Here is a 24,893-nt window from a genome sequence, read left to right as displayed (position 1 = left end):
GGTGAAAATTCCAACACCCCTTTGTCATTTTTCTTTTCGGATAATCCTGTACGGGTTACCGCCCTCCTCACCCAAACCTGGTAACTTGAGGAATTTTGCAGACCTGTGTACCCTCATTCAGGGCCCGTGCTGCCCGCCGCTCGCTTCCTTCCGGGAAAAGGTGAAAGCATGTTTGTTCTCAACCTCATTAATTTTATCACTCTTGATGGTCGGGATGCGGTAATGCGAGCGCCCTCAATGCCTGACGCCAGGAGGAAATATGTTTTCTATCGAGCAAGCCAAACAAATGGCGGCAAAATTAAAAGCCTCGCTTGCGTTGCGCGAGCATAAGATTTCTTATTCCATCGCGCTTGAAATGGTTGCACACCAGTTAGGCTTCAGAGACTGGAATACCGCTGCAGCCACGTTGTCCCCAGAGATCTCCCCTTCTCAAATTCACTTCAATACATCCATACCGATATTACGGATTTTTGATGTTCGAAAAGCACAGGAGTTCTACCTTGAATTTCTGTCCTTCAGCGTTGAATTTGAACACAGGTTTGAACCCAACTTACCTTTATATATGGGCATTACCCGCGGGGGTTTGCAGTTACATCTTTCTGAACATCACGGCGACGCCAGCCCAGGCGCAACGATATTTATCCCAATGACGAATATTGCGTTATTCAGAGATGAACTGCACGGCAAACAGTATGGATATGGCCGCCCGGAAATAATTAAACAGGATTGGGGAGACGTGATGGAAGTCCATGATCCGTTTGGCAACCGGCTCCGCTTCTGCCAGAGCTAGTTCGTCCGGCTTAAACGAGGAGACCGCAAGCAGGCGGTCCTTGGTGAGCATAAAAAGCCTTGTCCGGTTTGGCACAGAGCGTGCGGTCAGTCTGGTCTGTTGTGCAGGCGTGGCATGACGGCCAAACTAAAAGCCAGGCCTCTCCGGGTTCTTGATCGGGTGGAAACAGTAAAACAGGTGCAGCAGACCGACATCGTGCCGAACGGGTTAAGAACGGGATTTTTAAAACTGCCATAGATTAAGATCTACAAAGACTTTACCGTGATACCGGCAGACAGGAGTATGCCAATGAAGCTCAGTTCGAAGAGCGTCAGAATCATTAACCTTTCACATTTCCTCAACCCGGGATAGGAAAGGATGACATTTCCCGTACTGAATGCTGTCACAAACATTCCCAACGATGAAGCCGCCAATAGGCTTCAGAACATAACCGGATTCCAGTCGGGCCCTTTTAATTCCTCTTGCTTCAGAACACCAGCCATAACGACCGACTGTAAGATCCCAAGCGCTATTAATCCGGATGTTTCATTAGCGATTTTGCAGTAATGGGATAAAAATACCTTAAAGCTACGCAAATTACAGAAAAGCACTACTTTTTTGAAGTTAATCATCGAGATATCCCTTTGCCGATTGACGCTTTATAATTGGTGCTTTTAAGCGTATATGAATGCGATAATAATATATATTTTCGCCTTTCAAGGCATGACTCTAAAGAATATCTTAGGGGGGCATAATTCATTTGAACTCTCTTTCGATAAGATGGATTTTACCCTCTATTTTAAGAAATATTTCAAACACTTTAATGTATTTATCCGCATTTGGATTTTCAATGATTTGATTTTTTAATTCTTCAAAATCCCTTACCTCTTGACTTTTCCCTGTATCAATCCAGTATACAATATTTATGTTCACTTTATGACTTTTTGCAAAATCAATAAGAATATTTGTACAGCTCTCACAAGGGATCCGTTCTGTTATCATCAGGACAGTATCAAAAATAAATAGGTTATCTGTAATCACCTGATGTAGTACATTGAATAGAATCCTTTCAGAGTCATGAAGGCGGTTATTTTCACCACTGTAAAAAGGTGTAACTATCAAACAATCATTTGAAGGTGGCGGCGGAAAAACACAAATTTTATCTGTAGATTTATGACGAAACCTTTTCTCAACACCACTGCCGATCAGCGATGCAATATAGCCTGGAATAGTTGAGCCGTCAAAATATGAGTTAAATTGCTTCTCTCTTACCTCATCTCGACATTTCATGCTGGCAGCAATGAAACTGTTACTTATTACAACATCATCTTTGAACAAACTGCAGACTGCTATATTACCGACGAGGACTTTTTTAAATTATTTTTATTTACCACCCCCGAAAAATCAGGAACAGTCTTGCTAATCTCGTCCTCATAGTTTCTGTATTCCAGTATATGATTGAAACCATTGACCAACTCTTTATAATAACGTTCACTAAACATTACGAGTCCCTTTTTGGAAAATTTTTTTCGGCCCTGGTTTTCTCTTCATAAGCCAGGCCATTAAATTACAACCTGGAATCTAAAATGTATAGCCAAATCCGCCTGGTAAGAGGTTTGTTTTCAGACGTAATATGGGTTGATGCTTAGAGGCCTCCAATGATGCGGAAAGTCAAGCATCACTATCTCTGATAACGATATATCCCCCGCACTCCATTGGAAGCTACGGTGCTGATCCGTAATGATGAATATTTATTTAGCGTTGTCGATCTACATGCTTATATCAAAGCATCATCCCTTATTATTGCAGCAGACCGGCATCTTCCCAGCCCGAGAAATCAAGATTGCCGATGCTGCATGTTCTCCATCAGAGGCTGTAATCAATGTCGCAAGGGCTTGCCTACGCCGTATCGGGCTCAGATCCACTCTGGAGTACCAGCGCTATAGCGTTCACCGAATGCCCCGTCAGGCAGTATCCGTGATATCTCGTCAATATCTTCCTGTGTGAGAGACAACTCAGCGGCCCGGATATTTTCTACGAGACGATCCTGACGACGGGTGCCGGGAATGGGCACAATGTCATTCCCCTGCGCAAGCAACCAGGCCAACGCGAACTGGGAAACCGAGGCCCCTTTCTGTCTGGCAAGCACCGTCAACTGTTCTACTGCGGCACGGTTTTTCTCGAAATTACCCGGTTGCCAGCGTGGGTCGAAGCGTCGGCTGTCAGTCTCGTCATACTCTGCAGCAGGCCTGACGTCTGCAGTCAGGAACCCCCGGCCAAGGGGGGCGTAGGCGACCAATCCGATCCCGAGTTCACGCGTTACGGGCAGGATTGCCTCTACATCACGCTCAAAGACCGAATATTCCGTCTGCAGAGCGGCAACTGGCTGGACCGCATGCGCCTTGCGGATGGTTTGGGGCCCGGCTTCACTGAGGCCGAAATATTTCACCTTTCCTTCCTGAATCAGGTCCCTGACCGCACCAGCAACATCCTCAATCGGAACGTTTGGGTCGACCCGGTGCTGGTAGAGGACGTCAATGTATTCAACACCAAGATAGCGAAGGCTGTTTTCAGTCACTTCACGGATATGCTCCGGCCGGCTGTTCATGGTGTACTCGCGGGTCAGTCCGAATTTGGTAGCGATGACAACATTTTCGCGGATCCCCCTGAGGGCACGCCCCACGAGTTTTTCGTTGTCACCCCATCCGTAGACTTCGGCAGTGTCGAACAGGGTCACGCCAAGATCATAAGCGCGCCTGATCGTTTCTATACCCTGTTGCTCATTACTCGGCCCGTACCAGAGGGTGATACCCATGGCGCCGTAACCCATTGCAGAGACTTCGGGGCCGTGTTTGCCCAGTTTGCGCTTTTGCATTTGTCACTCCATTCGCTCTAAAGCATGAAGCGTATGGCACCAGAGCGATCCCCGCGATACCTGATAATATCGAAAGATTGCCCGATCCTGCCTGAGGCTTGACAGTAATGCACAAGCAGCGTGGAATGTCATAATGACACCCTTAGATGCTCTCTGCGCCACGGCGCTCCACCATGCCGGGGAGGCCTGGTCACCACTCCCAGGACTGAAGATCTCTTCGTTGGACGCTCCGACGGAAATGATTCCGCTTGTCTATAAGCCAGTGGCCTGCCTTGTTCTCCAGGGAAAGAAGAGAACGCTCATCGGCAATGAAGTACTCGAATATGGCCCGGGTGATTGCCTGATTGTGGCAGCCGAATTGGCTGCGATGGGACAGATCACTGAAGCCAGCCCTGATAAGCCCTTTCTTGTTGCGAACCTGTCTCTCTCCCCGTCACTTATCTCCTCTCTTATGGTAGACGTGGCAGCGGTCCCCGAACCGTCAATGCCTTCGGGCTTTAACCTGGCGATGGCCTCACCACTCCTCCTTGAAGCATGGCGACGACTGGTTGAACTCCTGGATCGCCCGCATGAGATACCCATTCTGGCCTCGCATATTGAATATGAGCTGCTCTACAGGCTGTTGACAGGAACACAGGGGGGACTTCTCAGGCAGATGGCTGCCGTGGATTCGAGTCTTACGCAGATTCGTCGGGCGATGGAATGGATCCGCAAGCGCTATGCAGTTCATCTTAGTATTGAGGAGATGGCGGAAGTCGCAGGGATGAGCGTATCGGCCTTTCACCGGCGCTTTAAGGCCGTTACCGGAATGACTCCTCTCCTTTATCAGAAGCATGCCCGCCTTCATGAAGCCCGAAGGCGCATTGTGGCTGAGAATGCAAAGGCTGCAACGGTCGCGTTTGAAGTCGGATATGAAAGTGTTTCTCAGTTCAGTCGGGAATACAAACGGATGTTTGGAGATCCACCGCGCCGGGACGCGGCAAAAATCCAGTCCGTTGGCGCTCGCTGACACCAAAATATTTTTATCTTACCCATGGCTTATCGTGCCCGAACCCTGGCTGATTAACGCAACCTTTATCGTCAACCCAAAAATTAGGGGTAGAGTAACCTTCCTTCAACACGCTAGTCTGCGTACGGCCAGTGACGTTAACATTTTTCCAATGCGCTCATTTTGAGGAGAAGGTATGCCCACACTGTCTGGAAACATACAGCTGTTCTATCGTGAAGAAGGAAACGGGCCCTTAGTCATAATGCTTCATGGCCTTCTGATGGACGGGCAGTGCTGGGTAGATAACGGTTTTGTATCCGCTTTTAGCTCGTCATTCAAAGTGGTAGCCCCAGATTTGCCTGGACACGGCGCTAGCGCCAAATCAGAGGTACAGGATGGTTATACAAGAGAAAATCAGGCTCTGTCTCTTGTGAAACTAATGGATGCGCTGGGCTATGACAAAGCGAATGTGATCGGCTACTCAGCCGGAGCCTGGTTGGCAATGGGACTGCTGGATTTGTATCCTGAACGGGTGGCTTCCGTTGTTTTAGGTGGTTGGGACTGCTTAAACGGGATTCCGGAAACACCTTTCGGCAAACTCAGTTTTGAAATGTTTATGGACTTCGCTCGCGAGACTGCACCCGAGCTCACCCATTCTCTGTCAGCTGCGGATGAGAGAAGTGCGGAGTGCTTTTTTAATGAACTCAGTAAACACTGCAACGATGATGGCGATTTACTGACCCGAAGCACACCTAAATTATTTTGGGTGGGAGCCAGTGATCCCTACTACACGCCTATGTCAAAACTGGCAGAGAAACAGGTAATACCGTTGATTTTAGGTAAAGGAGACCATCTGGGTGAAGTGAATAACCCGGACAGGACAACAGTAATGGAGATACTTAAATTCATTAAAGTGTTGGAGATCCGCAGGATGACGGCCAAGCTGGAGCATATTAAGCGGCTGCTGGGGAGCGAAGAGAACGAAGTGTAACGCCGGACGGGTTCCCTGAAGTTTTGCGAGAAGGGTTCCAGTTTCGAAACGACGCGCTACTGTAGAGCGGTTTTCCCTTGTCGACTGTAGGATTTTCTTTTTATTGTTCCGGCACACCTGCCACAGCAGGCGTCGGGATTAGCCTCCTGGAAACCTTAGTGACGGCAGGATTCTTTGTCGTATGTTCGGCGCATCTCAATGGTGGGCCGGGCGGGAGCATCTTTGATGCGCCGGTTGCCACTAAGGCCGGTAAGGCTAACCCTTCCGGTTCCGCCACCCGCGCGATTAGCCTCTCGCCTGGCGAAATTACCTCGCTTAGTGGAGATCGCTCTTATGTCTATTCGTTCCGTTAAAACCAATTCTTTATCAAAACCCAGCGCCACTGTATTCTCGGCTATCGCCCGAACCGCGGCGACACCAGCACACCCGCCCTGCAACTGAAAGGCAAATGGCTGCGCGAAACAGGCTTTGAAACCGGCGTACATGTCACGGTGCAGATTTCGAAAGGCTGCATTGTGTTGATTCCCGATAATGACGCCGTGCATGAACTGCGTGTGCAGCTGGAACAGGCCAGAGCGTTGATTGATTGCGTCAGGGAAGGGGTGAGGGGCGTTTAGAGTTGGGGGGTATTTTGTTTAATGGTTTTGAAGGCTTACTCGACGGCAGCCTGGTAACTCGAAACCAGTCAAAAGGGGCGATAAGCGCCCCTGAGTAGATTCTGATTTATGCATTAATAATTTGTATGAGATTAATTGCACAGGCTCTCATCATACACATCAAATTTGCTGTAATTAGGAGCTTTGCGGTAATAGACGATGGGAACTTCTTTACCTACATGATATTTATTTAGATCGAGGGTGTTGATATTTAATATGTGCTGCTCTTTGGTATAGGTTTTATTTTCTACAACGAAGGTGTAGGTCATGACGATATCAAGGCGACCTTTTTCATTTGGCATTTTCGGGAAATAAGTGATAATTTCGCCTTGGCATAGACCGGCTCTTTCTTGAGTATCCTGTGCAGAAAACAACCTTTAAATATAAATAAAATAATAAAGCCGAGTATAACGCAAGACCCTATCATTGCGATGATTCCTGAATAATTGGACATTGAAAACCCCTTGTAAGAGTATCTTGTCAAGCAGTCGATAAAGATGCAGATTTAGCGTGATATTATCATACCTATTTAGGAGGGGCCGCTGTTTTTAAACGAGTATGTAGTGAAAAGCGAAGTTAGTGATATTTTTTATCAAGAAACTTTAGTCCGGGGCAATCATAAGTTTTTTTACGTGCAACTTCTGTCTGCAATTGTAGTTGTGCATTGCACACTCGGTATATATTCGTAATAATGCGTGTCAGGCAGAGATGTTTATCAGGATTTACGCATTAACCAAGGGTAAAATATATCTTTCTAACGGATGGCTTCATTTTCTGCTTTTCAGGATGGGTATATGCGAACCGAACTGGATATGTTAGATTTTCAGATAGAGCAACCATAGTCAAGTAAATAGGGGCGGTAACTGCCCCTATATGTTAATAGTAGGTATTATTAATTACGTAAGCTCTCATCATATACATCAATTTTGCTGTAGTTAGGATCCTTCCGGTAATAGACGATCGGAACTTCTTTACCGATATGCTCTTTATTAAGATCTACCGTATTAATAGTTAAGTTTTCTTTTCCCTTTGTGTAGACTTTATTGTCAGCTGTAAATGTATAAGTTATTGCAATATCTACTTTTCCTAAATTATTAGGGCTTCCGGGAACGTAGCTAACAATTTTAGCTTTAGTATGGACAGGGTCTTTTTTAATCTTTAAGTATACGTAATAACCCTGTAAGAAATAGAAAATGACAGAGACTATTAATAACAAAGGCAAAAGGGTTGCTATTATTCCTGAATACTTTGACATCCTAAACCTCATGTAATTATTTGTAGAGCGGCATTTTTTATGGAAACTATGTCCTTTTTAACCTGGACACCATTGACATGCACCTCGAATCCAGTATTACCCCTCAATTTAATCTGGGCAGGGTTTGTCTCATATTTGAATCCTCTGGAAGCTATTTCGGTCAAACCAAACGAGCTCTCATTCAATTTCAATGCCAGAGCAATTGCTTTGAATTCATACCAGTCAGGAGCTTGAATATCAACCTTCGTATCACCTTTAATTGTTATGGTGCCTGGCGTTGAAATTGTAATGTCACCGTTAGTTATTTTCTGTTCCCAGTTTCCTGTGATCGTTGTATTTACACCACCGGTAATTATATTTTTTTGTCCACCACTATGAACAAGTAGCTCATCACCATTTTGTATTTCAACACCGCGCCCACCCGTGGAGATCTTGACCCACATACTGCCATCTTCGAGGGTGAGATATTGCCAACCGTTCTTTATTTTCGTATCAACCGAGCCATCAATTGTTGTTGTAACATTTCCTTTAATATCAGAAATATCACCACTATCAGTGATGGTCAGTTTACGCCCCTTCGAGATGGTTGTTGTTGTGCCCTGATTAAACGTCGCCGTTTCTTCCTTATCAACAGTCGTCGTCCGTTTCGCCTGGTAATAGAAAGAGGCATCTCCGACGACCTCGTCATTTTGGGTTTTGCCTATTTTAGTTGTACGATGACCATCGATATTTACCGCCTTATCATTTTCAACGGAAATATTCATATTTCGTTCTGAATGCAGGTCTACCGTCTCCCCCCCAATCCGATCTTCAAAGAACAGATAACTGGCATTGTCTTTATTCCCATCTTTGCTACGTGTCATAAAGCCCATACGGGTGGCATCGCCTGGTAACTCCCACGGCGGCATACTGGCTTCATTGTAAACACGGCCTGTTACGATGGGACGATCCGGGTCTCCGTTAATAAAATCGATGACCACTTCATCATTAACACGAGGAATTTGTACCCCACCAAACCCTTGCCCAGCCCAGGCACTTGAAACGCGTACCCAGCAAGAGCAGGTGTCATCACCTTTACCTTGACGATCCCAATGGAATTTAACTTTTACCCGGCCATACCTGTCAGTCCAAATACTTTCACCTTGCGGGCCAACAACTTTCGCTGTTTGCGGCCCATATGTTCTCGGCCAGGATGTGGCTTGAGCAGGTCGGAATACCACCGTTGATGGAATGACAGAGAAATCGATTTGGTGATGCGTATTATTGTCCGCGCCGCTGGCATAGCGGTTTTCCTCAAACTGATAATGGGCTTCAGTTGTGAGATATTCACCGTTATCACTAAAGAAGGGGGCATTGCTTAATAGAAATGTCGTGCCTGGCGCAATGCCGAGCGCCGTCGCAGTTCCATTAATACGATGATGTTCTACTTGCCATCTTTGCTGGCGGATCCGCGCATACGTTTCGCCGTGTCCATGATCAACAAATCTCCCCGGCCAGTCATAAACATCTATTTTTCCGGGTTGCGGAGAGGAGGGATTCTGGCGAGCATGATGCAGCCATGCATTAGGTTTACGGAAGTCGTAGTCGTCCAGGCTGTAAAGGCCCGGCGTCACGAATCGATCCGTGCATCTGTACCTAGCAGCACGACATTGAGTGAGAATGGTTGCGAAATGGCCTCATGACCTGACATTTTTTCAGAAAAGAAGCCCATCTATGGGCGTTTGAATTGTTATACGATTTGGCATGAAAGAACTACTGGGTGGGAGGGCCCTTCCTAGTATCTCCTGATAGGCATAATGGCGCTTATTAAACTGCAACAGGAAGCTGCCTGACTACACACTTTGTAAAAATTTTACCGGGACTTTACAGAATCGGATTAATCCTGGTGGCCAGCTCCCTGTTAATCAACGCAAACTGATGTCAGCAACGTCCACTCCTGGCACAAAGCTACCCGTGAGAAGCCCGGACCGGGCAGCTTGAGCAAAAAAGCGAACTGTTATCAACCGGTGAATGAAGTTCGAAAGCGTTCAAAATCAAATGGCTTGAAATACCAACCCCGTCAGGTTTCAAGAGCAGCTAAGATTGCCGCTTCCATTTTCTCCGGGGTGGTGATCGGTGCAAAACGCTTGAGTGGTTTACCGTCGCGTCCGATCAGAAATTTAGTGAAGTTCCACATGATCCGCCCACCAAACACACCGGGTAATGCGTTTTTCAAATAGCGAAATACCGGGTGCGCTGCGCTTCCGTTGACCTCGACTTTCCCGAACATTGGGAAACTCACCCCGTAATTGATGAGACAGGTTTGGGCTATTTCGTCGGCGCTGCCGGGCTCCTGTTTACCAAACTGGTTGCAGGGGAAACCAAGCACCACTAAACCTTGGGCGGCGTATTTCTTATAGAGCGCCTCAAGGCCACCGTATTGTGGCGTGAATCCACACCGGCTGGCGGTATTAACGACCAGAACCACCTTACCGGCATAGTCGCTCATAGCGATAAGCTGACCGCCCAGACTGGTGGCGGTAAGTTGATGAAAGGGTGTCATAGCGGGATCCTTAAAGCAGAACCTGTTCAGTTTCGACACTGCCACGCAGCATGTTGCTGCCGGTGAACAGGCCATGTGGAGCCAATCCCTTTCTGAGGGTGTAGCAGGTCAGGGATCGCGCGGTACATCTTTGCAAAGTCGAACGAAAAGAACAACAAACAGGCAGCCCGAAGCGAGAAGAATACGTTTTATTTTAAGTGGAGATGCATTGTGCCAGCTCCATTCGCTATGGCAATTCACTGCCGCCTCAGGTTGCTAAGGTTATATCGTTCAATTTCTGCTGCATGAAATCAATAAGCGCTCTTGTTTTCGCCGGCAAATAACGCCGATCTGAATAAAGTGCAAACAATTGCAATGGCGCAGCCGCTTGTTCGAACTCAACCTCAATTAACCGTCCATCGCGAATATAAGGTTGGCAGGCTTGTTTCGACAGAATGGCAAAACCCACACCCGCTACCGCAGCGCGTCCTGCCATCTCTCCGCTGTTTACCCGATAATGCCCGTTCACCTTAATTGTCTCGAATCCCCCCTTAATATTGACAAACTGCCAGGGCGCACCTTTCAGTGCACTTACCGTAGTAATACAGGGTAACGTTTCAAATTGCTGAATATGAGAAGGCGTGCCATAACGCTGAATGACGGAGGGAGCAGCAACCACGGTGCAAGGGATAGTCATCAAATGACGGGCTATATAGTCACTGTCATCCAACTGACCACGGGTAATAATGACCGCTAAATCCAGCTCATCTCTCAGGGATTCAAAACCTGACAAATTGGTGACACAGCTTATTTCCAGATCCGGGTACTGGCAGGCAAAATCGGCGATAACAGAACCCAACAATGCAGGACCTACTTCATTGGGAATACAGAGGCGCAACGGGCCCTTGAGCTGCATTTGTCGCGATGTTAATTCGGTTTCAGTTTGCTCCAGTGCCTCCAGTAAGGGCTTCGCGCGTAAATAGAGCAGATGCCCCGCCTGCGTGAGTTTCATATAACGGGTGTTACGCTCAATAAGCTGAAGATGTAGTCTTTCCTCTAATTGAGAAATACAACGGCTCACATTGGATGACGGCATTTCGAGGACTTTCGCAGCCCCAATAAAACTGTCGTTTTCAACCACTGCAATGAAGACTTTCAGGGCAGTAAAGTCAAGAGCTGGACGCATTAGCTATCCCACAATTGATAATAATGAGCGCCATTTTTACCATCTAATCATCATTTTTGATAGCGGTTAAACTCGGATATCTTTCATCCACAGGTTGCTTGCTATGCCACCGATCACCCCAATGTTTGATCATAAAGCCCTTATGCGGATAGCCATTGTTATGGCTTTTATCCAGTTCACGAATGCGCTGGAATACATGATGTTTAACCCTGTATTTGCGTTTATGGCCGCAGATTTCTCAGTTCCCGTCTCATTCTCCGGCTATGTGTCCGGGATGTACACCTCGGGTGCAGTCCTTTCGGGTGTTATCGCTTTTTACCGGATTGGTCGTTTCAATAAAAAACGTTTTTTAATCGCCAATATGGCACTACTGGGCCTGCTGACACTTTTGACCACATTCACCGCCAGTTTTAGTCTCCTGCTGATATTACGATTCTGTGCAGGCTTAGTTGGAGGGACAACAATGGGGGTGGGTACCAGTATATTAATCAATAACGCACCGACTCACCTGCGCGGAAAAATGCTGGCAACGGTCATTGCGGCATTTTCGTTGGTAAGCATTGCAGGAATGCCGGCTATATTATTTTTGTGCACGCATTATGGCTGGCACGTTGCGTTGTGGTTAATCAGTGTACTTTGTTTATTGGCCTTGCCGCTAAGCGTATTCATCCTACCCGCAGACGCTGGCTCTTACGACACGCTCCGCACGCCGCCTCTTGATGGGAATACTTTATTGTTTGCATCCAGTAATGCGCTTGTACAGTTTAGTCCAATGCTGGTCATTCCTGTTCTGGTACCGTTAATGACACGGCAACTGGGCGCTTCGCAAGACTTGTTGCCCTGGTTGTTCTTCGGCGGGGGTGTGGCAGGTTATCTGTCTACAAAAATTACCGGCCTGTTAATCTCCCGGTTTTCTGCTTTAGTTTTGGCTACAGGTTCAACAATCCTCTTTATCGTGAGTTTGCTCATTCCCGTCCTGGGATATTCGCACGCGGCGTTATTTATCACTTTATTTCTCGGTGCGTCTTACAGTCGCCTGGTTGTATCTTCGGTGGTGACGATCCCGTTTCCAGATGACAGACACCGGGCGGAATTCTCTTCATTACAGACATCAATCATGTATCTGATTACAACCGTCGCATTTTTCCTGTCTGCTTTTTTATTACCTGAACATGGTATGGCACCACAAAATGTGAATACGTTGCTGGCGGTTTGTGCCGTTTCCGCATCAGGGTTCCCGATTATCGTTATCATTCTGCAAAAGAAACTGGCTAAACGTACTGCCCAGCCAGACTAACTCATCATTGATGAGTTCTGGCTCTTATTTCTAACGAAGGGTGAAGGATAAGATAAATCTCGTGTTTACTGTTTGCCCTGTTATGCATTCCACGGTCAGCCACTGCCGGTAAAGGGAGGCTATCCGGCTGTTTAATACAGGCAATCCCGGCTATCTGGGTGATTTGCGGAAAAGGAAAACAAAAAAATCGGCAGGGGACATCATCTCCTGCCGGCCAGACACATAAAGCGGCACCGTGACCTTGTGCTCTGCATCCCGACCTGGTAACAGCCATCGTCTGCAGAGATGAGGGGCAATCTTGTGCGTGTGCCGCACACTATAGAGATATTCAGGTAGATTTTTCACGGTCCACGCCTGGCATAAGACAGACCCGGCACATGCCCATGTCCACACCGCGCGTAAAAAAGACTGTCGTGTGGCAAAACATTCTTTTCGAGGATGCCTTACATAATAAAAATTACATTACCCTTCATGAAAAATACTATAATAATGAAATCCGTTAATAGCTAAAAAATATAAACATCTCACTCCCACAGAGTGCATCTCAATCAATCCCATACTGGCATTAACATTTGCACCATTACAGTTTACTTTTAAAATGGATATTATGAAAAATAATATACCTTGCATTTCAGAGCAGGTTTTCTATTAATTTTTTGCAAATAACTCACAAATTACCCCCCCGCATTTTCGTTACAAGTTAATTATCAATCGCTGAAGGATTCATGAAAAAAACCGCTGGGATAAACCGCAACCAAAAAGGCTTTTATTGCTAAAATATATGCTTTTTTATGTGATCAAGATCACAATACCCCTATCTGCAATAACCACAGAATTAGCGAGGCTAATAAAAAAGGACATCAGCATGTTTAATATCAGCAGGATTGAACCCGTATTTAAAGAAGATATGTATGGTTTCACACAGAGCCTGCTCAGTTATATCAATGGCGAAACGAATAAATCACCGGATAGCGAAACACTGCGCGATATAATGCAACGGGCCTATTATCAGGGCGTGGCCTCCGACCAGAAAATTGCCCAGCATGCACTTTTTATTATTTACCAGAGCGTACTGGCCCACCCGCTCTCCGCCCCTGCATCACACCAGTACGACCCGGCGCTGCTGGAAATTAAAAAGACCATTGAGGATGGATGGCTGGAACATGAATTCGGCCAGCTTTCTGTGCCCCAGGAGGTGAACACAGCCCCGCATTATGGGGATTATTTAAAAACAGTGTGGCATGCACATAATGCCTCACATCATCCTCTTTTTGAGTTTCTGGAAAAGGACGCCTCAACAGAGCAACTTTATTATTTTTTTAAAAGTGACAGCGCACTCAACCTGATTTTCTTTGATCTGGTGGCTTACACCCTCATAGGCTCCCAGCCAGAAACACGTGGAACGATCAGTGAAAACCTGTGGGATGAAATAGGGCATGGTGACAATGTCTTCACACATGTCAATCTTTATAAGGACGTGCTGGCACGGCAGGATATAAAACTCCCTGATAACCATTACATCGACATGTACGGGGCTGAGGCCCTGGCCGGGCATAATGCCTTTATGATCGGTTCCGTTAACCGTAGCCACTATTACAAATTGCTGGGGGTAATGGCGATGACTGAAGTACTCGATCCGCCCCAGTATGAAAAACTGGTTAATGGATGCCTGCGTCTGGGGCTTATCGATCGCGATGTAAAATATTATACGGAACACATCACTATTGATATCAAGCACGGGGATGACTGGCTGTATAACGTTATTGATGTGATCGCCGAGCGGTACCCTGAAACCCGCAAAGAATTCTATCTCGGCAGTTTACTGAGGCTGAGGACTGCGGAGCGCTATTACGATCAACTGATGCAGAAACTGACGAAACTCTGATGATACCGGCCCGGAGAGCGCTCCGGGTTTTTAATTGTGCTGAACGGGAGTGAATGTGTGGCTTACTTATTACTGGCGCTGGCCGCAATTTTTTGGGGTGGGAACTATGTCGTGGGGCATATACTGGTGCAGTACGTCGACCCCTATGGGCTGAGTCTGATCCGCTGGGGTGGCACCACCCTGCTGATGCTTTCATTTTACTGGAAGCGATTCTGCATCGATTTCGCCTCATTGCGAAAGAATATTCGCATAAATATTCTCCTCTCTTTTTTGGGCCAGGTTTGTTTCCCACTGAGTTTATATATCGGCCTTCAGTACACAACCTCCCTTAACGCAGCTATCTACATCTCCAGTACCCCCTGCCTGGTTCTGTTTATTAATCATTTCCTTTTTCGCGAATCCATTTCGGCGCGAAATATTGCTGGCGTTGTGGCCAGTACGGTGGGGGTGCTGTACCTCGCATTTTCCAGTGCCAGTGGCAACGGGCGGATGCAGGCTTTTGGCTGGGGGGATGTGCTGACCATTATTTCCGCATTGAGTTGGGCATTTTATTGCGCGTTCTTACGCCTTAAAGACACCTCGGTAACAAATACGTCCTTTGTCGCTTTCAGTTCCCTGCTGGGTACGTTAATTCTCGTACCGATGTTTATCCTGCATGCCCTGTTCGCACCGGAGTACCAGGGCGTTATTTACCGAGTGTCCCCCTCCGTCATCGCCGGTATTCTTTACCTGATTATTTTCCCGTCATGGCTCTCCTATGTGTTCTGGAATAAAGGCGTATCACTAATAGGTACCACCCGGAGTGAGATTTATACCCATCTTATCCCTGTCTCCGGCGGTATTATGGGCATCGTGTTTCTTGGCAATGAACTCCGAACTTACCACATCGTTACACTGGTTTTGATTGTGTCAGGTATCGTGTGCTGTTCGGCCCGACATCGCGTCAACCACACCCGCGAACAACAATGAGGCTTGGCATTTTGGCGTTGCGCCATTATAACTACACATTCAATGTGTCCATTTACGCTATCCGATGAGCAATTTTATGAATGAAGACAACGCCTGGAATAAGTCTTATAAGATCACGGTAAGAAGCAAGCCGGAAGCAATATGGCAGGCGTTTGTCGACACCGATAACTGGAAGCGATGGAACCCTGGCGTAAAATCGATCACTATCGAGGGGCCATTCCAGACGGGAACATGGTTCACCATGGAATTACCGCAAGGCGATATTGTCCGTAGTCAGCTCACCGATGTTTCAGAAGAAAAACATTTCATTGATGAGACATGGGTGGATGAAACACGGGTCAAAGTTGAACATCGTATTGAGGCATCCGGCCCCGGTGAGAGTACTTTGATTTATGCTATTAGTACCCATGGGCCTCAGGCGAAGGTTTTCGGAGAAGGAATTAGCGCGGACTTCCCGGAAGTGATGGAGGGATTAGCTCAATACCTTGCCGAAACAGATTCACTGTAAATGATATTTGAAAGCATCAAGCCTCTCCCCCCATCATTGAAGTTCATGCCGCAGAGCGGGCTGAAAAAAGGCATCAAGCCGGCTCTGAACATGACGCGGACATTACACCTTGCATATTAATGCGCGGCACCTTCAACCAATACAAACGTTCCGGTTGCAGCACCCGACCGTATTGACCTTGCTGCCTGATAGTCCGGGCTTTCATAAAAACGTTTCGCTTCCGCAAAAGAATCGAATTCAAAAACGACATGACGATCATGCGATTCGCCCTCCAGATTTTCGTACTGCCCGGACCAGGCAATTATCTTCGGATTAAAATTCTTCATGACCTCTCCGGCCGCTTTGGCATACTCAGCGTATGCGACGGGGTCTGTAACAGTCACATGGGCGATTAAATAACCTTTATTCATCTCTTTATCCTTTCAGGCGAGGGTGTATTCCAGCGTAAGTCCATAAAAAAGCGATAACTTAAGCTGAACTGGTTTTCAGACTTCAGTGTCACCCGATGTATTTACGATGCGTTCACGATGTTTTGCTTATCCATCCCGTTACCCTCATCAAGCGTGATGCGAGATACGCGGTGTGAAAGCAGTCTATTAAGTATTAATATCGCCATAAATAGCGAAAAAAATAACGCACTGTTACCCAAAAGGTGAACAATGAAAAATCTGGACGCATTGATAATTTTTGCGCGTGTGGCGGAAATGAAGAGCTTTACGCAGGCGGCTGAAAGTTTAGGCATCCAGAAAGGACGCGCGTCTGTGGTAGTCCGCGAGCTTGAACAAGAGGTCTGTGCGACGCTTTTACACCGGACAACGCGAACAGTGCAGTTGACGGAAGACGGGCGGACTTTTTATTCGCGCGCCCGCGACCTTCTTTCAGAAGCCGAGGAATTGAAATCCATGTTCTCCCTCGAGGGGACATCCCTGCGAGGGAGGATACGCGTTGACATGCCCACGGTATTGACACAGAGCGTGGTGATCCCTGCTCTGCCCCAGTTGATGGAAGCACACCCTGACCTTGAAATTGAGCTTTCAAGTACTGACCGCCGGGTCGATCCGGTTCAGGAAGGGTTTGACTGCGTGGTTCGTCTCGGCCCCGTTGTTGATGAGACGCTTATTGCACGTCCACTGGGACATCTGCGCATGATCAATGCCGCAAGCCCGCGTTATCTGGAGCGATTTGGGGTACCACAGTCCCTTGATGATCTGCTCAAACAGCAGCACAGGATGGTGCACTATGTGCGTAATTTGGGTTCGAAACCTGACGGTTGGTCGTATCCGACGAGTGCTGGCTATAAGTCGCTGATCTTACCTGGCGCGGTGAAAGTCAACAGCGTACCGGATTATCATGAGGCAGGGCTGGCGGGGTTAGGTTTGATTCAGGGCGGTTATTCCTCGCTGTTACCTCACATCAAACGTGGCGCGCTGGTGGAAGTTCTTCCCGACTTGCGTCCAGAGCCGCTCGCGGCGTTTTTTGTCGTTGCGCACCGGCGTAATTTGTCGCAGCGAGTCCGGGCCTTTATGCACTGGACTGAAGATATTTTAAAACCTTACTTTGACAGTCCTCAGGCTTCATCTTCGGTATAAGTAAGGCAAGTTTGCCACGTCCGCATTTGGCGCACAGCGCCTGCATTACACCGCGTCGATACGCACCCGCCTTGCCTCATGCCAATACCTGCGATTGCCCCCAGCCCTCCGCGGGTTGAGGGCGAATGTTCAGGCAGATGTGTAGCCTGGGAAATCAACCGTTACCATGAGGCCACCTTCTGCAGACGTGCTCATGCCAACGCTGCTGTTGTGCTGCTGCGCAACCGCTTTGACGATTGCCAGGCCCAGGCCACTCCCGCTTTGCATCTGATTTGGATCGCGAAAAAATCTGTCAAACACCCGTTCTCTTAACTCAACGGGAATGCCGGGCCCGGCATCGGAGACTCGGAGCTGCGTGGCGGTGTCGAATGATCGCACATCCACTTCTACCCGTCCGCCCTCTGGACTGTACTTCACGGCATTTTCAATCACATTATCAATCAGCGACATCAGGCGTTCCCTCACCCCTGTGATCCAGATTTCATCCTGCGTGTAGAATTCAAGTTCAATCCTGCGTTCGGCAGCGAGAGGGGCTAACGCAGCCATGCGCTCTTGTATGAGCGTGGTCAGCGGCACAGGCACCATAACCGTGTCAATGCGCGCTTCGCTGTGCATCATCAGCAGCAGTTGATTAACGAGGCGGGCCGCACGGCTATTGCTGCGAACAATCCCCGCAAGCAGCTCTTGTTGGCTATTGCTGCTGACATAGGACTGTAGCGCCTCAACGTTGATGCGCATTGCCGCCAGTGGCGTTCGCAATTCGTGGGCGGCGTCTGCAATGAAAACCCTTTCCCTTTCCGTGCTTTCTCGCACCCTGGCAAGGAATCCATTAACCGCATCGACCATTTGGCGAAGCTCCCTGTGCCTCGGGACTGCTTTTAAGGGAGAGAGATCTTCCGGCGTTCGTAAGGAAATTTCCCTTACCACTTTGCTCCAGGGGCGCATGGCAATGCGAATGGACAGCCACGCGGGAAACACAAGAAAAGGGATGCACACCAGCAACGGCAGTATGTAGTAGCCGCGCGAGTTAAGGTAAATAAAGAAGTTCCAGCCTCCGGCAGGAGTGATAAGTGTCACCTCCGCGTCGGAATTCCCGGACATCAGGGTACGGCTAGTCCAGGTACGACCGTCACTCTGAATACGCTGAATTTCCCCATAACGGGTGTTGGTCACACCCGTCGGGGCGCCAGCAGATGAAAACAGTATCGCGTTATTCTTGCGCACGATGAGGCTCACTGACAGTTCAGGATCATCACCACCGCCATAATCTTCCTGCAATGCCTTGCTGAACGCCGCAAGCACATTCGCCCGATCCTGCGGGCGATCGTCCATGCTATCAATCACGGTAAACAGGGTTTCGTAAGTCTTATTGCCCGTTAATATTGGGGGGCTGCGCAGGTCCTCCCACAAAACGTAGGTCAGAAAAAGGCACCAAAGCAGTGTAAGCAGTACCATCTGGGCGATCATAATTCGCCGGACGAGTGTTGGGTTCCTCAGGTGGTGCCAAAAATTTTGCATCAACCTGCTCCCTTCTGAATCGGTACGGTATCAATGACATACCCTACCCCCCTCACCGTGCGCACATAGCCGTCGCCGATTTTGCGACGCAGGTTCCCCATATGCACATCGAGCGCATTACTCATATTTTCTTTGGCGCCAAAGATCCTCTCTTCCAGAAAACTGCGTGTCAGCACGCGATCAGCACGCAACATTAACGTTTCCAGCAGCGCGTATTCGCTGGCTGTCAATTCAACATGGCCCGTACTCACGGTGACGCGGCGCGTCGGCACATGGAGAGAGAGCCCGCGGATTTCGATCGCCTCATCCTGAAAACCATAACTGCGGCGTGCCAGGGCTCTCACCCTTGCCAACAACTCGGCGAGCACAAAAGGTTTGACCAGATAGTCGTCTGCACCGGCATCCAGCCCGCTCAGGCGATCTTGCAGGGTCCCTCGCGCAGTCAGGATGATGACAGGGATGCCCTTGCAATGCTGACGCAAGCACGCCATCAGGCTCATGCCATCGCCATCGGGCAGCCCGAGATCGAGCAGCACAAGTTCTGGCACACAAACATCAATTTGATGCAGCGCATCCTCTTTGCGGCGAACCCATATGACGTCAAATCCTTGATCAGCAAGCGCAATGCGCACGCCATTGCCAAGATCCAGGTCGTCTTCGATTAGGAGAATTTTCACGATGGTTACGGTATCAGCGGTGAATGAAGAACGTCTGAAGAAAAAATCGGTATCAGGAAATCTATCAGATTTACGTTACCAGTTTTTACTTCACTCTTTCTTCATTTTCGGCTCATCAGAACTTTAGGGTAAGCATTCAACATGAGCATTCTGGCGTTAACCACTTACTTCTATCGTAATCATTTGAATCCACAAGGACTTCTTTAATGAGAAATACCGAACTGCGTCATACATTCCCCCCATTGCGCTCGGGTCGCAGCCTGAAAAAAATAGTGCCGGGCGTTGCACTGGCGTTGCTCGCCACCCCAACACTGGCGGCAGAACAGCAACAAGCCACCGCGCTGACTCTGGGGGGAGGCGTGAATGTTGCGCCGCGTTATTCTGGTTCGGATAAGAGCCACGCCACAACCGCCCTGGTGCTTGATTACTCCATGGCAAATGGCTTCTTCATTAGCAGCACGCGGGGCATCGGTTACGGCAACACGCTCGGCAAGCTGAATTTCAGCGCTGCGCTGAGCTATCGCGCAGGCCGTAAGGATCATAACGCTGACAGTGGCTCGGTCAGCAGCGGCAGCGATGAGTTGCGGGGAATGGGCGACGTCAAAGGCTCGGCTATCGGTGTACCGACATTGGGGTACAAGGTGGCCGGCTGGCTTAATTTGCAACTGCAGGCTGAAGTGCCGCTTTCTGAGCGAAGCAACGGTACGGCGCTGCATTTTGGCATTACCAGCCCGCTGTATACGTCAGCGAAAAACTCCGTGACGCTGGCCCTGACCGGCAATTGGGGGACGAGCCAGTATATGCAAACTTACTACGGCGTAAGCGCCTCACAGTCGGCCGCCTCAGGGTTTGCTCAGTATGATGCCGGTTCGGGAATGTATGCCTATGACATGAATATTGACTGGACCTACAAGCTCACCCCGGACTGGAGCATAGTGACGACAGCAGGCTATACGCAGCTAACGGGTGACGCCCGCAACAGCCCGATTGTGCAACGAAAATCATCACCCACGGGAAGCCTGATGGTGACCTATAGCTTCTGATCGTTATTCCACGTGTTTCGCGTCAGCGTGTGGCTCTTCACGCTCACTGACTACGCAGGCGATCCGCCCCGTTTCGGATAACGGGGCAAGCCTCAACTCTCCCGCCCTGATCATGCCCGTTACGCAGCGTCTTTGCCCTTTGCCCTTTGCCCTTTGCCCTTTGCCCTTTGCCTCAGCTCAGGCTCCGGACACGCCGGGTAGCATCAGCCCGGAACAGATCAAAAGCCAGGAGCGGAATGAACAGCATGTCGCTTACTACCCAGCGTTGTATTGCGCCAGCGCCTGCACTAACCGCGCACGAATTTGTTCGTCCGGCTCCTGCTGGCATGCCGTTTCAAGCAGGCTATGCGCCCCATCGGGAAGCGAATGCGGCGGCCAGCTTTCCAGCGCAGTGAGCGCCATATGGCGATTGCGGATCACCGGGCTGCGCAGACCCGTTTCGATAAAACGCCAGCCGATGCCGGGGAAGCGATCCAGCTCCTGCAGGATAAAGTCCAGCATGCCATGCTGCTGATAATGCGGGCCTACCCCCGTTTGCATATCCGGCCCGCTGGCAATCGCCGCCAGATCCAGCTGCGATTCGGCCAACCCCAGCACCTGCTCAATGCGCGCTGGAAAGCGGCTCTGCATTAAATCGTACCAGTTATTTTCCTGCGCATCGGCTGCCTGACGGTCAAAAATCACAGGCCAGGTATCAATGCCGAACAATTTCGCTGCCCGCAGCGTGATATAAAAATCCGGCGCGTCGCGGTTAGCAAGATTGCGTTCCACTCTTTGTCGCCATTTCGGCTGCGCGAAGATAGCCTGAACGTCGTCACGAATACGCTGGCGAAGATCTTCATTCCACCCCAGCGCGAGTAATGGTTCCCACTCCTTTTCGTCATCGTTCACAAAATAACCGATTGCATCCACATTGAGCAGATGGCGCAAATCATCCTCCGGCGACTGGCGGACCCGCGCCAGCCACTGATAGCAGGCCTGTGCGCCATCGGCATAGTCGGCGATGTCGCGCGCAGGCCCGCCGTTAATTAGCGCCGAGAGAATGTCACCCGCGCCAGCCAACAATGCGGTATCCGGCTGGCCCTGCATTAATGCCGCCAGAAGCTGCCCTTTGGTGGCGCAATCCCAGGCGGTGTATTCCTGCATCACCGCATTGTCGTAGCCTTCACGCAGCAACCAACCGCGGGTCGCGGGGGATACCACTTCCGGCAAGCGTTCAATAAGCTGAATACGCCCCCAGCCCTGCACCCGTTTCGCCAGCGTCACCAGCGCATCTTCATGCAGATGTGCCGGCAACATGTTGTGCAACGCGACGGCGGTAAACAGGGTAAATTCTTCGTGCAGCCCGAGCGTAGTCACCCGCGCCCGGTTCTCTTCTGAAGGGAAAAAAGCCAACAACGCAATGGCGCATTTCACCGGGTTACGATCGGGACTCTCTTGCGCCAGCCACTGCATCAGATCGTGAACTTTCTGCGGCGAGAGTGAGGCGGTCTGCGGCAGTTTTTCCATCAGGCTGTCAATGTAATCGATCGGTGAATGCCCGGTGAGCAATGCATACAGTTGCTGCAGGTTGCCGGGCGTGGGCTGCTCAGTCGCGGCAATCAGGGCGCTGACCAGTTGTTCCGCCGTTTCCTCTGCGTTTCCTCCACCGCCATGATGACCGAATGCACCATCCATGCCGCCAGCGACCCAGCGTAGCTCCCCTTGCAGGCGATCATCGTCCGGCAGGGTTTGTGCGCTTTCCGGCAGCGGACCGGCTTTCTGCGCATAAGGCAATAAAAAACGATAAAGGCTCTGCCGGTGGCTTTCCCAGGGGATCGGGAATGCACCATCTGTGGTGTTGGGTTGCGCGGGAGCGTGTTTGCCAAAGAGTTTTGCCAGCCATTGCTTCATGCGGGTTTCCTTATCAGAGATTCCTGCTCTAATTGATCTTGCGGCTTTTTATAGCGCATTCCTGATGCGCTTAATAGCGGTGATCCCCTGATCCAGTAGGTGCTCACACCGGGCCGTTCGCGTCAGAATGTCGCAGGATGTCTTCCCTCTAACCACCGCCACAAGGAAATGCAGCGATGATCAACCCGCCCGGTAGTCGCCCCTCACTTCACCCTTCGACGGTGGAGAGCGGTCGCACGCCAGCGCAGCCCGTTTCATCTGCTGCCGCGGAGAATGCAAGCGTAAACGTTAACAGCCAGGTAAAAAACGCCGTGGTGTTGTCTTCACTCGCACAGCAATTAAGTGACAGTGCAAGCCGGGCGGATACCGGGTATGCCGGTCTTAACAGGAAGGCACTCGCCGCGAAGGCTGCCGCACGTTTACAGGAGATAAGCGGCCCTGCATGGGATGCCAGCCGCGCGCGTCATGACGCAGACGTGCCAGATTCAACCGATCCCGATCGGCTAGCCAGGGCCGAAGCGGCCACTCAGTTTGTTCATCAAAATGGCAAAAACCCCTTTGCCGGCCTGTCGCGCGACAAGCTGGCATTAATCACCTACGACGACAGCGGGCTCTACACAATCAATGAACGGCGGGCAGCATTGAAAGAGACGGCCGATCAGGAGTATGCGTGGCGAAAAGAGGTCGTGGCCAAAGCCATGGCTGAGTACAGCCGTAGCGGCAAATTAACGCATTTTTTTAGCGAGGTCCTGGAGCATTATCAGTCGCTACCGGCTATCGAGCAGGCGCAATATCCGAACGACTACGCAGCAAAACTTCAGCAGTGGATTGATCTCGACTACAACTATTTTACCGATACCGTAGAGGGTAAAGGGCAGCCGGGCGATATTCTCACACTGCAACAAAGCCTCGACATCCTGAAATAAGCGCCGCGATCTGGCCGTTGATTTTACCCATGCATAACGTAGCAAGCGTTATGCCCACAATGAGAACAGGAGCGAGCCAGTGGCCAGTTTCTTAAAAAAACTGTTTGGCAGTAAAGAGAAAAACGCCAGCAACGAGCCGGAAGTGCTTTCAGAGCCGGAACTGACCCTCGCCCGCGCCAATAACGAGCTGCAGTTGCGCACTCAGGCCGCCGTGGAGATGTGGGGGATTGATACCGCCTCATGGGCCGTGGATCTGGACGAAGGCACCATCACCTTTACCAGTGAAGAAAAACAGCGGGTGGCCACCGCCCCGGTGCAGGTCATTGGTACCTACAATACCGATGATGGCACATGGCTGTGGGGCTGGGATCATCCCTCTGTGAGCGAACCGCTGGCCGCTTTTGCCCGTCGCGTACGCGACTTTGGCGAGCAGTACGGAAAGGCGGAACTCACCACCCGTACTCTTTCGGCGTCGATGGAAGAGGTCTGGGCGTTTACAGCCCTGGCCTGCCACCTGAACGGTGGCGAAGGCGCTTACAGCGGTGCATCCGGATCAACCCGTGTGCAAATGGTTTATGGCCCGGTGACGCTAAGCCCGTTGCAAGATTAACCCCCTGCCGGCCCTGCTGATCTTCACGATGTTACAGGGCCCGTTGCTCCCGGCGCCAGGTCCATGCTGGCGGTGATGAGGCATCAAAAGAGGTCGTACAACCCGCGCTGCAAAATCAGAAATCGTGACATTGTTACGCGCTTCGCCTTGTCCTATCTTCGACGTGTGTACTTCACCTCAAGGGTTCAACATCATGCTTACACGTCGCACTTTTAAAACTGCACTTGCGGCGGTTATCTCTCTCGTTATGGTTGCTTCACCTGTCTATGCCAACCCCGGTAACGGCAATGGCGGCGGCAACCATGGAAACAGTGGCAACCACGGAAACAGCGGGAACAATGGCCAGGGGAATGGCAAGTCGAATAGCGACCATGGCAACCGCAAAAACGCCGGTAAACCCGATAATGTTAACGCTGATATCACCTTCGCGCGCGCCCGCTCCCTTGCTGTTAATTATGGCCTTGTCGGCTATCAGGCCCTGCCGCCAGGGATCGCGAAAAATGTCGCCCGCGGGAAACCGTTGCCTCCAGGTATTGCCAAAAAAACACTTCCTGCCTCCATGCTTAACGCTTTGCCCTATTATCCGGGCTATGAATGGCGGGCGGTTGGCGATGATTTAGTGCTTATTGCGTTAAGCACTGCCATTGTGACTGCCGTCATCAACGGCGTGTTTGATTAACCTCTCCCCTTTTTGGAGCCCCGCCACAGCGGGGCTTTTTTGTGCCCGCGCAGCGTCA

Annotated in this window: 23 protein-coding genes and 1 pseudogene; 14 read left to right on the top strand and 10 right to left on the bottom strand. The window is 49.8% G+C overall.

What is annotated here, in order from left to right; genetic code table 11:
- Window positions 1-259: 259 nt before the first annotated feature.
- Window positions 260-790 carry a glyoxalase superfamily protein gene (locus tag ACUY4S_RS09100; RefSeq protein ID WP_312692427.1) on the top strand — a complete coding sequence of 177 codons (531 nt, stop codon included), beginning with the start codon at window positions 260-262 and terminating at the stop codon, window positions 788-790.
- Window positions 791-1,525: 735 nt separating this feature from the next.
- On the opposite strand, the gene ACUY4S_RS09095 is transcribed toward ACUY4S_RS09100, so the two are convergent.
- Window positions 1,526-2,059, bottom strand: coding sequence for a deaminase domain-containing protein (locus tag ACUY4S_RS09095; protein WP_458022569.1), 534 nt, complete (start codon window positions 2,057-2,059; stop codon window positions 1,526-1,528).
- A gap of 625 nt (window positions 2,060-2,684) precedes the next feature.
- Window positions 2,685-3,644, bottom strand: coding sequence for an aldo/keto reductase (locus tag ACUY4S_RS09090; RefSeq protein ID WP_458022570.1), 960 nt, complete (start codon window positions 3,642-3,644; stop codon window positions 2,685-2,687).
- Window positions 3,645-3,777: 133 nt separating this feature from the next.
- Between ACUY4S_RS09090 and ACUY4S_RS09085 the strand changes: the two genes are divergently transcribed.
- The 4 genes from ACUY4S_RS09085 to ACUY4S_RS09070 all read left to right on the top strand — a co-directional run bounded on the left by ACUY4S_RS09085 (window position 3,778) and on the right by ACUY4S_RS09070 (window position 6,240).
- On the top strand, window positions 3,778-4,653 hold the full coding sequence (locus ACUY4S_RS09085) for an AraC family transcriptional regulator (protein ID WP_312692421.1): 876 nt from the start codon (window positions 3,778-3,780) through the stop codon (window positions 4,651-4,653).
- Window positions 4,654-4,828: 175 nt separating this feature from the next.
- Window positions 4,829-5,623: an alpha/beta fold hydrolase gene (locus tag ACUY4S_RS09080; RefSeq protein WP_458022571.1), complete on the top strand. Its 795-nt coding sequence runs from the start codon at window positions 4,829-4,831 to the stop codon at window positions 5,621-5,623.
- Between the two features lie 158 nt (window positions 5,624-5,781).
- On the top strand, window positions 5,782-5,976 hold the full coding sequence (locus ACUY4S_RS09075; protein ID WP_458022572.1) for a hypothetical protein: 195 nt from the start codon (window positions 5,782-5,784) through the stop codon (window positions 5,974-5,976).
- A 12-nt stretch (window positions 5,977-5,988) separates the two neighbouring features.
- A complete protein-coding gene (locus ACUY4S_RS09070) occupies window positions 5,989-6,240 on the top strand; it encodes a SymE family type I addiction module toxin (RefSeq protein WP_458024267.1) in 252 nt (83 codons plus the stop codon).
- 931 nt (window positions 6,241-7,171) lie between these two features.
- Here ACUY4S_RS09070 and ACUY4S_RS09065 read toward each other — a convergent pair.
- The 4 genes and pseudogenes from ACUY4S_RS09065 to ACUY4S_RS09050 form a co-directional block, all read right to left on the bottom strand.
- Entirely contained in the window at window positions 7,172-7,534 is a 363-nt protein-coding gene (locus ACUY4S_RS09065; protein WP_458022573.1) for a hypothetical protein, read from the bottom strand.
- Window positions 7,535-7,542: 8 nt separating this feature from the next.
- Window positions 7,543-9,147: pseudogene (locus ACUY4S_RS09060) on the bottom strand (type VI secretion system Vgr family protein); the annotation flags it as partial.
- 446 nt (window positions 9,148-9,593) lie between these two features.
- Window positions 9,594-10,076 (bottom strand): glutathione peroxidase, encoded by a 483-nt coding sequence (locus ACUY4S_RS09055; protein ID WP_458022574.1) that lies wholly within the window; start codon window positions 10,074-10,076, stop codon window positions 9,594-9,596.
- 247 nt (window positions 10,077-10,323) lie between these two features.
- On the bottom strand, window positions 10,324-11,241 hold the full coding sequence (locus ACUY4S_RS09050; protein WP_458022575.1) for a LysR family transcriptional regulator: 918 nt from the start codon (window positions 11,239-11,241) through the stop codon (window positions 10,324-10,326).
- 103 nt (window positions 11,242-11,344) lie between these two features.
- Here ACUY4S_RS09050 and ACUY4S_RS09045 point away from each other — a divergent pair, with 103 nt between their 5' ends.
- The 4 genes from ACUY4S_RS09045 (at window position 11,345) to ACUY4S_RS09030 (ending at window position 15,900) form a co-directional block, all read left to right on the top strand.
- A complete protein-coding gene (locus ACUY4S_RS09045; RefSeq protein WP_312687488.1) occupies window positions 11,345-12,538 on the top strand; it encodes an MFS transporter in 1,194 nt (397 codons plus the stop codon).
- 865 nt (window positions 12,539-13,403) lie between these two features.
- Window positions 13,404-14,423: an iron-containing redox enzyme family protein gene (locus ACUY4S_RS09040; protein WP_312687491.1), complete on the top strand. Its 1,020-nt coding sequence runs from the start codon at window positions 13,404-13,406 to the stop codon at window positions 14,421-14,423.
- Window positions 14,424-14,480: 57 nt separating this feature from the next.
- A complete protein-coding gene (locus tag ACUY4S_RS09035; protein WP_312687493.1) occupies window positions 14,481-15,392 on the top strand; it encodes a DMT family transporter in 912 nt (303 codons plus the stop codon).
- Between the two features lie 76 nt (window positions 15,393-15,468).
- Window positions 15,469-15,900 carry an SRPBCC family protein gene (locus tag ACUY4S_RS09030; protein ID WP_312687495.1) on the top strand — a complete coding sequence of 144 codons (432 nt, stop codon included), beginning with the start codon at window positions 15,469-15,471 and terminating at the stop codon, window positions 15,898-15,900.
- A 116-nt stretch (window positions 15,901-16,016) separates the two neighbouring features.
- Here the strand turns inward: ACUY4S_RS09030 and ACUY4S_RS09025 are convergent, their stop codons facing one another.
- Window positions 16,017-16,310, bottom strand: coding sequence for a DUF1330 domain-containing protein (locus tag ACUY4S_RS09025; RefSeq protein ID WP_312687497.1), 294 nt, complete (start codon window positions 16,308-16,310; stop codon window positions 16,017-16,019).
- 249 nt (window positions 16,311-16,559) lie between these two features.
- Here ACUY4S_RS09025 and ACUY4S_RS09020 point away from each other — a divergent pair, with 249 nt between their 5' ends.
- Entirely contained in the window at window positions 16,560-17,489 is a 930-nt protein-coding gene (locus tag ACUY4S_RS09020) for a LysR substrate-binding domain-containing protein (protein WP_458022576.1), read from the top strand.
- 129 nt (window positions 17,490-17,618) lie between these two features.
- Here ACUY4S_RS09020 and ACUY4S_RS09015 read toward each other — a convergent pair whose 3' ends face one another.
- Window positions 17,619-19,007 (bottom strand): sensor histidine kinase, encoded by a 1,389-nt coding sequence (locus tag ACUY4S_RS09015; protein ID WP_458022577.1) that lies wholly within the window; start codon window positions 19,005-19,007, stop codon window positions 17,619-17,621.
- On the bottom strand, window positions 19,007-19,684 hold the full coding sequence (locus ACUY4S_RS09010) for a response regulator (RefSeq protein ID WP_312687503.1): 678 nt from the start codon (window positions 19,682-19,684) through the stop codon (window positions 19,007-19,009). Before ACUY4S_RS09010 ends, ACUY4S_RS09015 begins: the two co-directional genes overlap by 1 nt.
- A gap of 206 nt (window positions 19,685-19,890) precedes the next feature.
- Here ACUY4S_RS09010 and ACUY4S_RS09005 point away from each other — a divergent pair, with 206 nt between their 5' ends.
- Complete coding sequence (locus ACUY4S_RS09005) at window positions 19,891-20,727, top strand: MipA/OmpV family protein (protein WP_458022578.1); 837 nt, start codon at window positions 19,891-19,893, stop codon at window positions 20,725-20,727.
- A gap of 255 nt (window positions 20,728-20,982) precedes the next feature.
- On the opposite strand, the gene ACUY4S_RS09000 is transcribed toward ACUY4S_RS09005, so the two are convergent.
- Window positions 20,983-22,620 (bottom strand): hypothetical protein, encoded by a 1,638-nt coding sequence (locus ACUY4S_RS09000; RefSeq protein WP_458022579.1) that lies wholly within the window; start codon window positions 22,618-22,620, stop codon window positions 20,983-20,985.
- A 176-nt stretch (window positions 22,621-22,796) separates the two neighbouring features.
- Here ACUY4S_RS09000 and ACUY4S_RS08995 point away from each other — a divergent pair, with 176 nt between their 5' ends.
- The 3 genes from ACUY4S_RS08995 (at window position 22,797) to ACUY4S_RS08985 (ending at window position 24,835) form a co-directional block, all read left to right on the top strand.
- A complete protein-coding gene (locus ACUY4S_RS08995; RefSeq protein WP_458022580.1) occupies window positions 22,797-23,546 on the top strand; it encodes a hypothetical protein in 750 nt (249 codons plus the stop codon).
- A gap of 79 nt (window positions 23,547-23,625) precedes the next feature.
- On the top strand, window positions 23,626-24,156 hold the full coding sequence (locus ACUY4S_RS08990; protein ID WP_458022581.1) for a DUF6882 domain-containing protein: 531 nt from the start codon (window positions 23,626-23,628) through the stop codon (window positions 24,154-24,156).
- A 193-nt stretch (window positions 24,157-24,349) separates the two neighbouring features.
- Complete coding sequence (locus ACUY4S_RS08985) at window positions 24,350-24,835, top strand: anti-virulence regulator CigR family protein (RefSeq protein WP_312687514.1); 486 nt, start codon at window positions 24,350-24,352, stop codon at window positions 24,833-24,835.
- The last annotated feature ends 58 nt before the right edge of the window (window positions 24,836-24,893 follow it).

It is taken from the genome of Kosakonia beeri (genome assembly GCF_054165705.1).
This window is presented reverse-complemented; position numbering and strand designations above follow the sequence as displayed.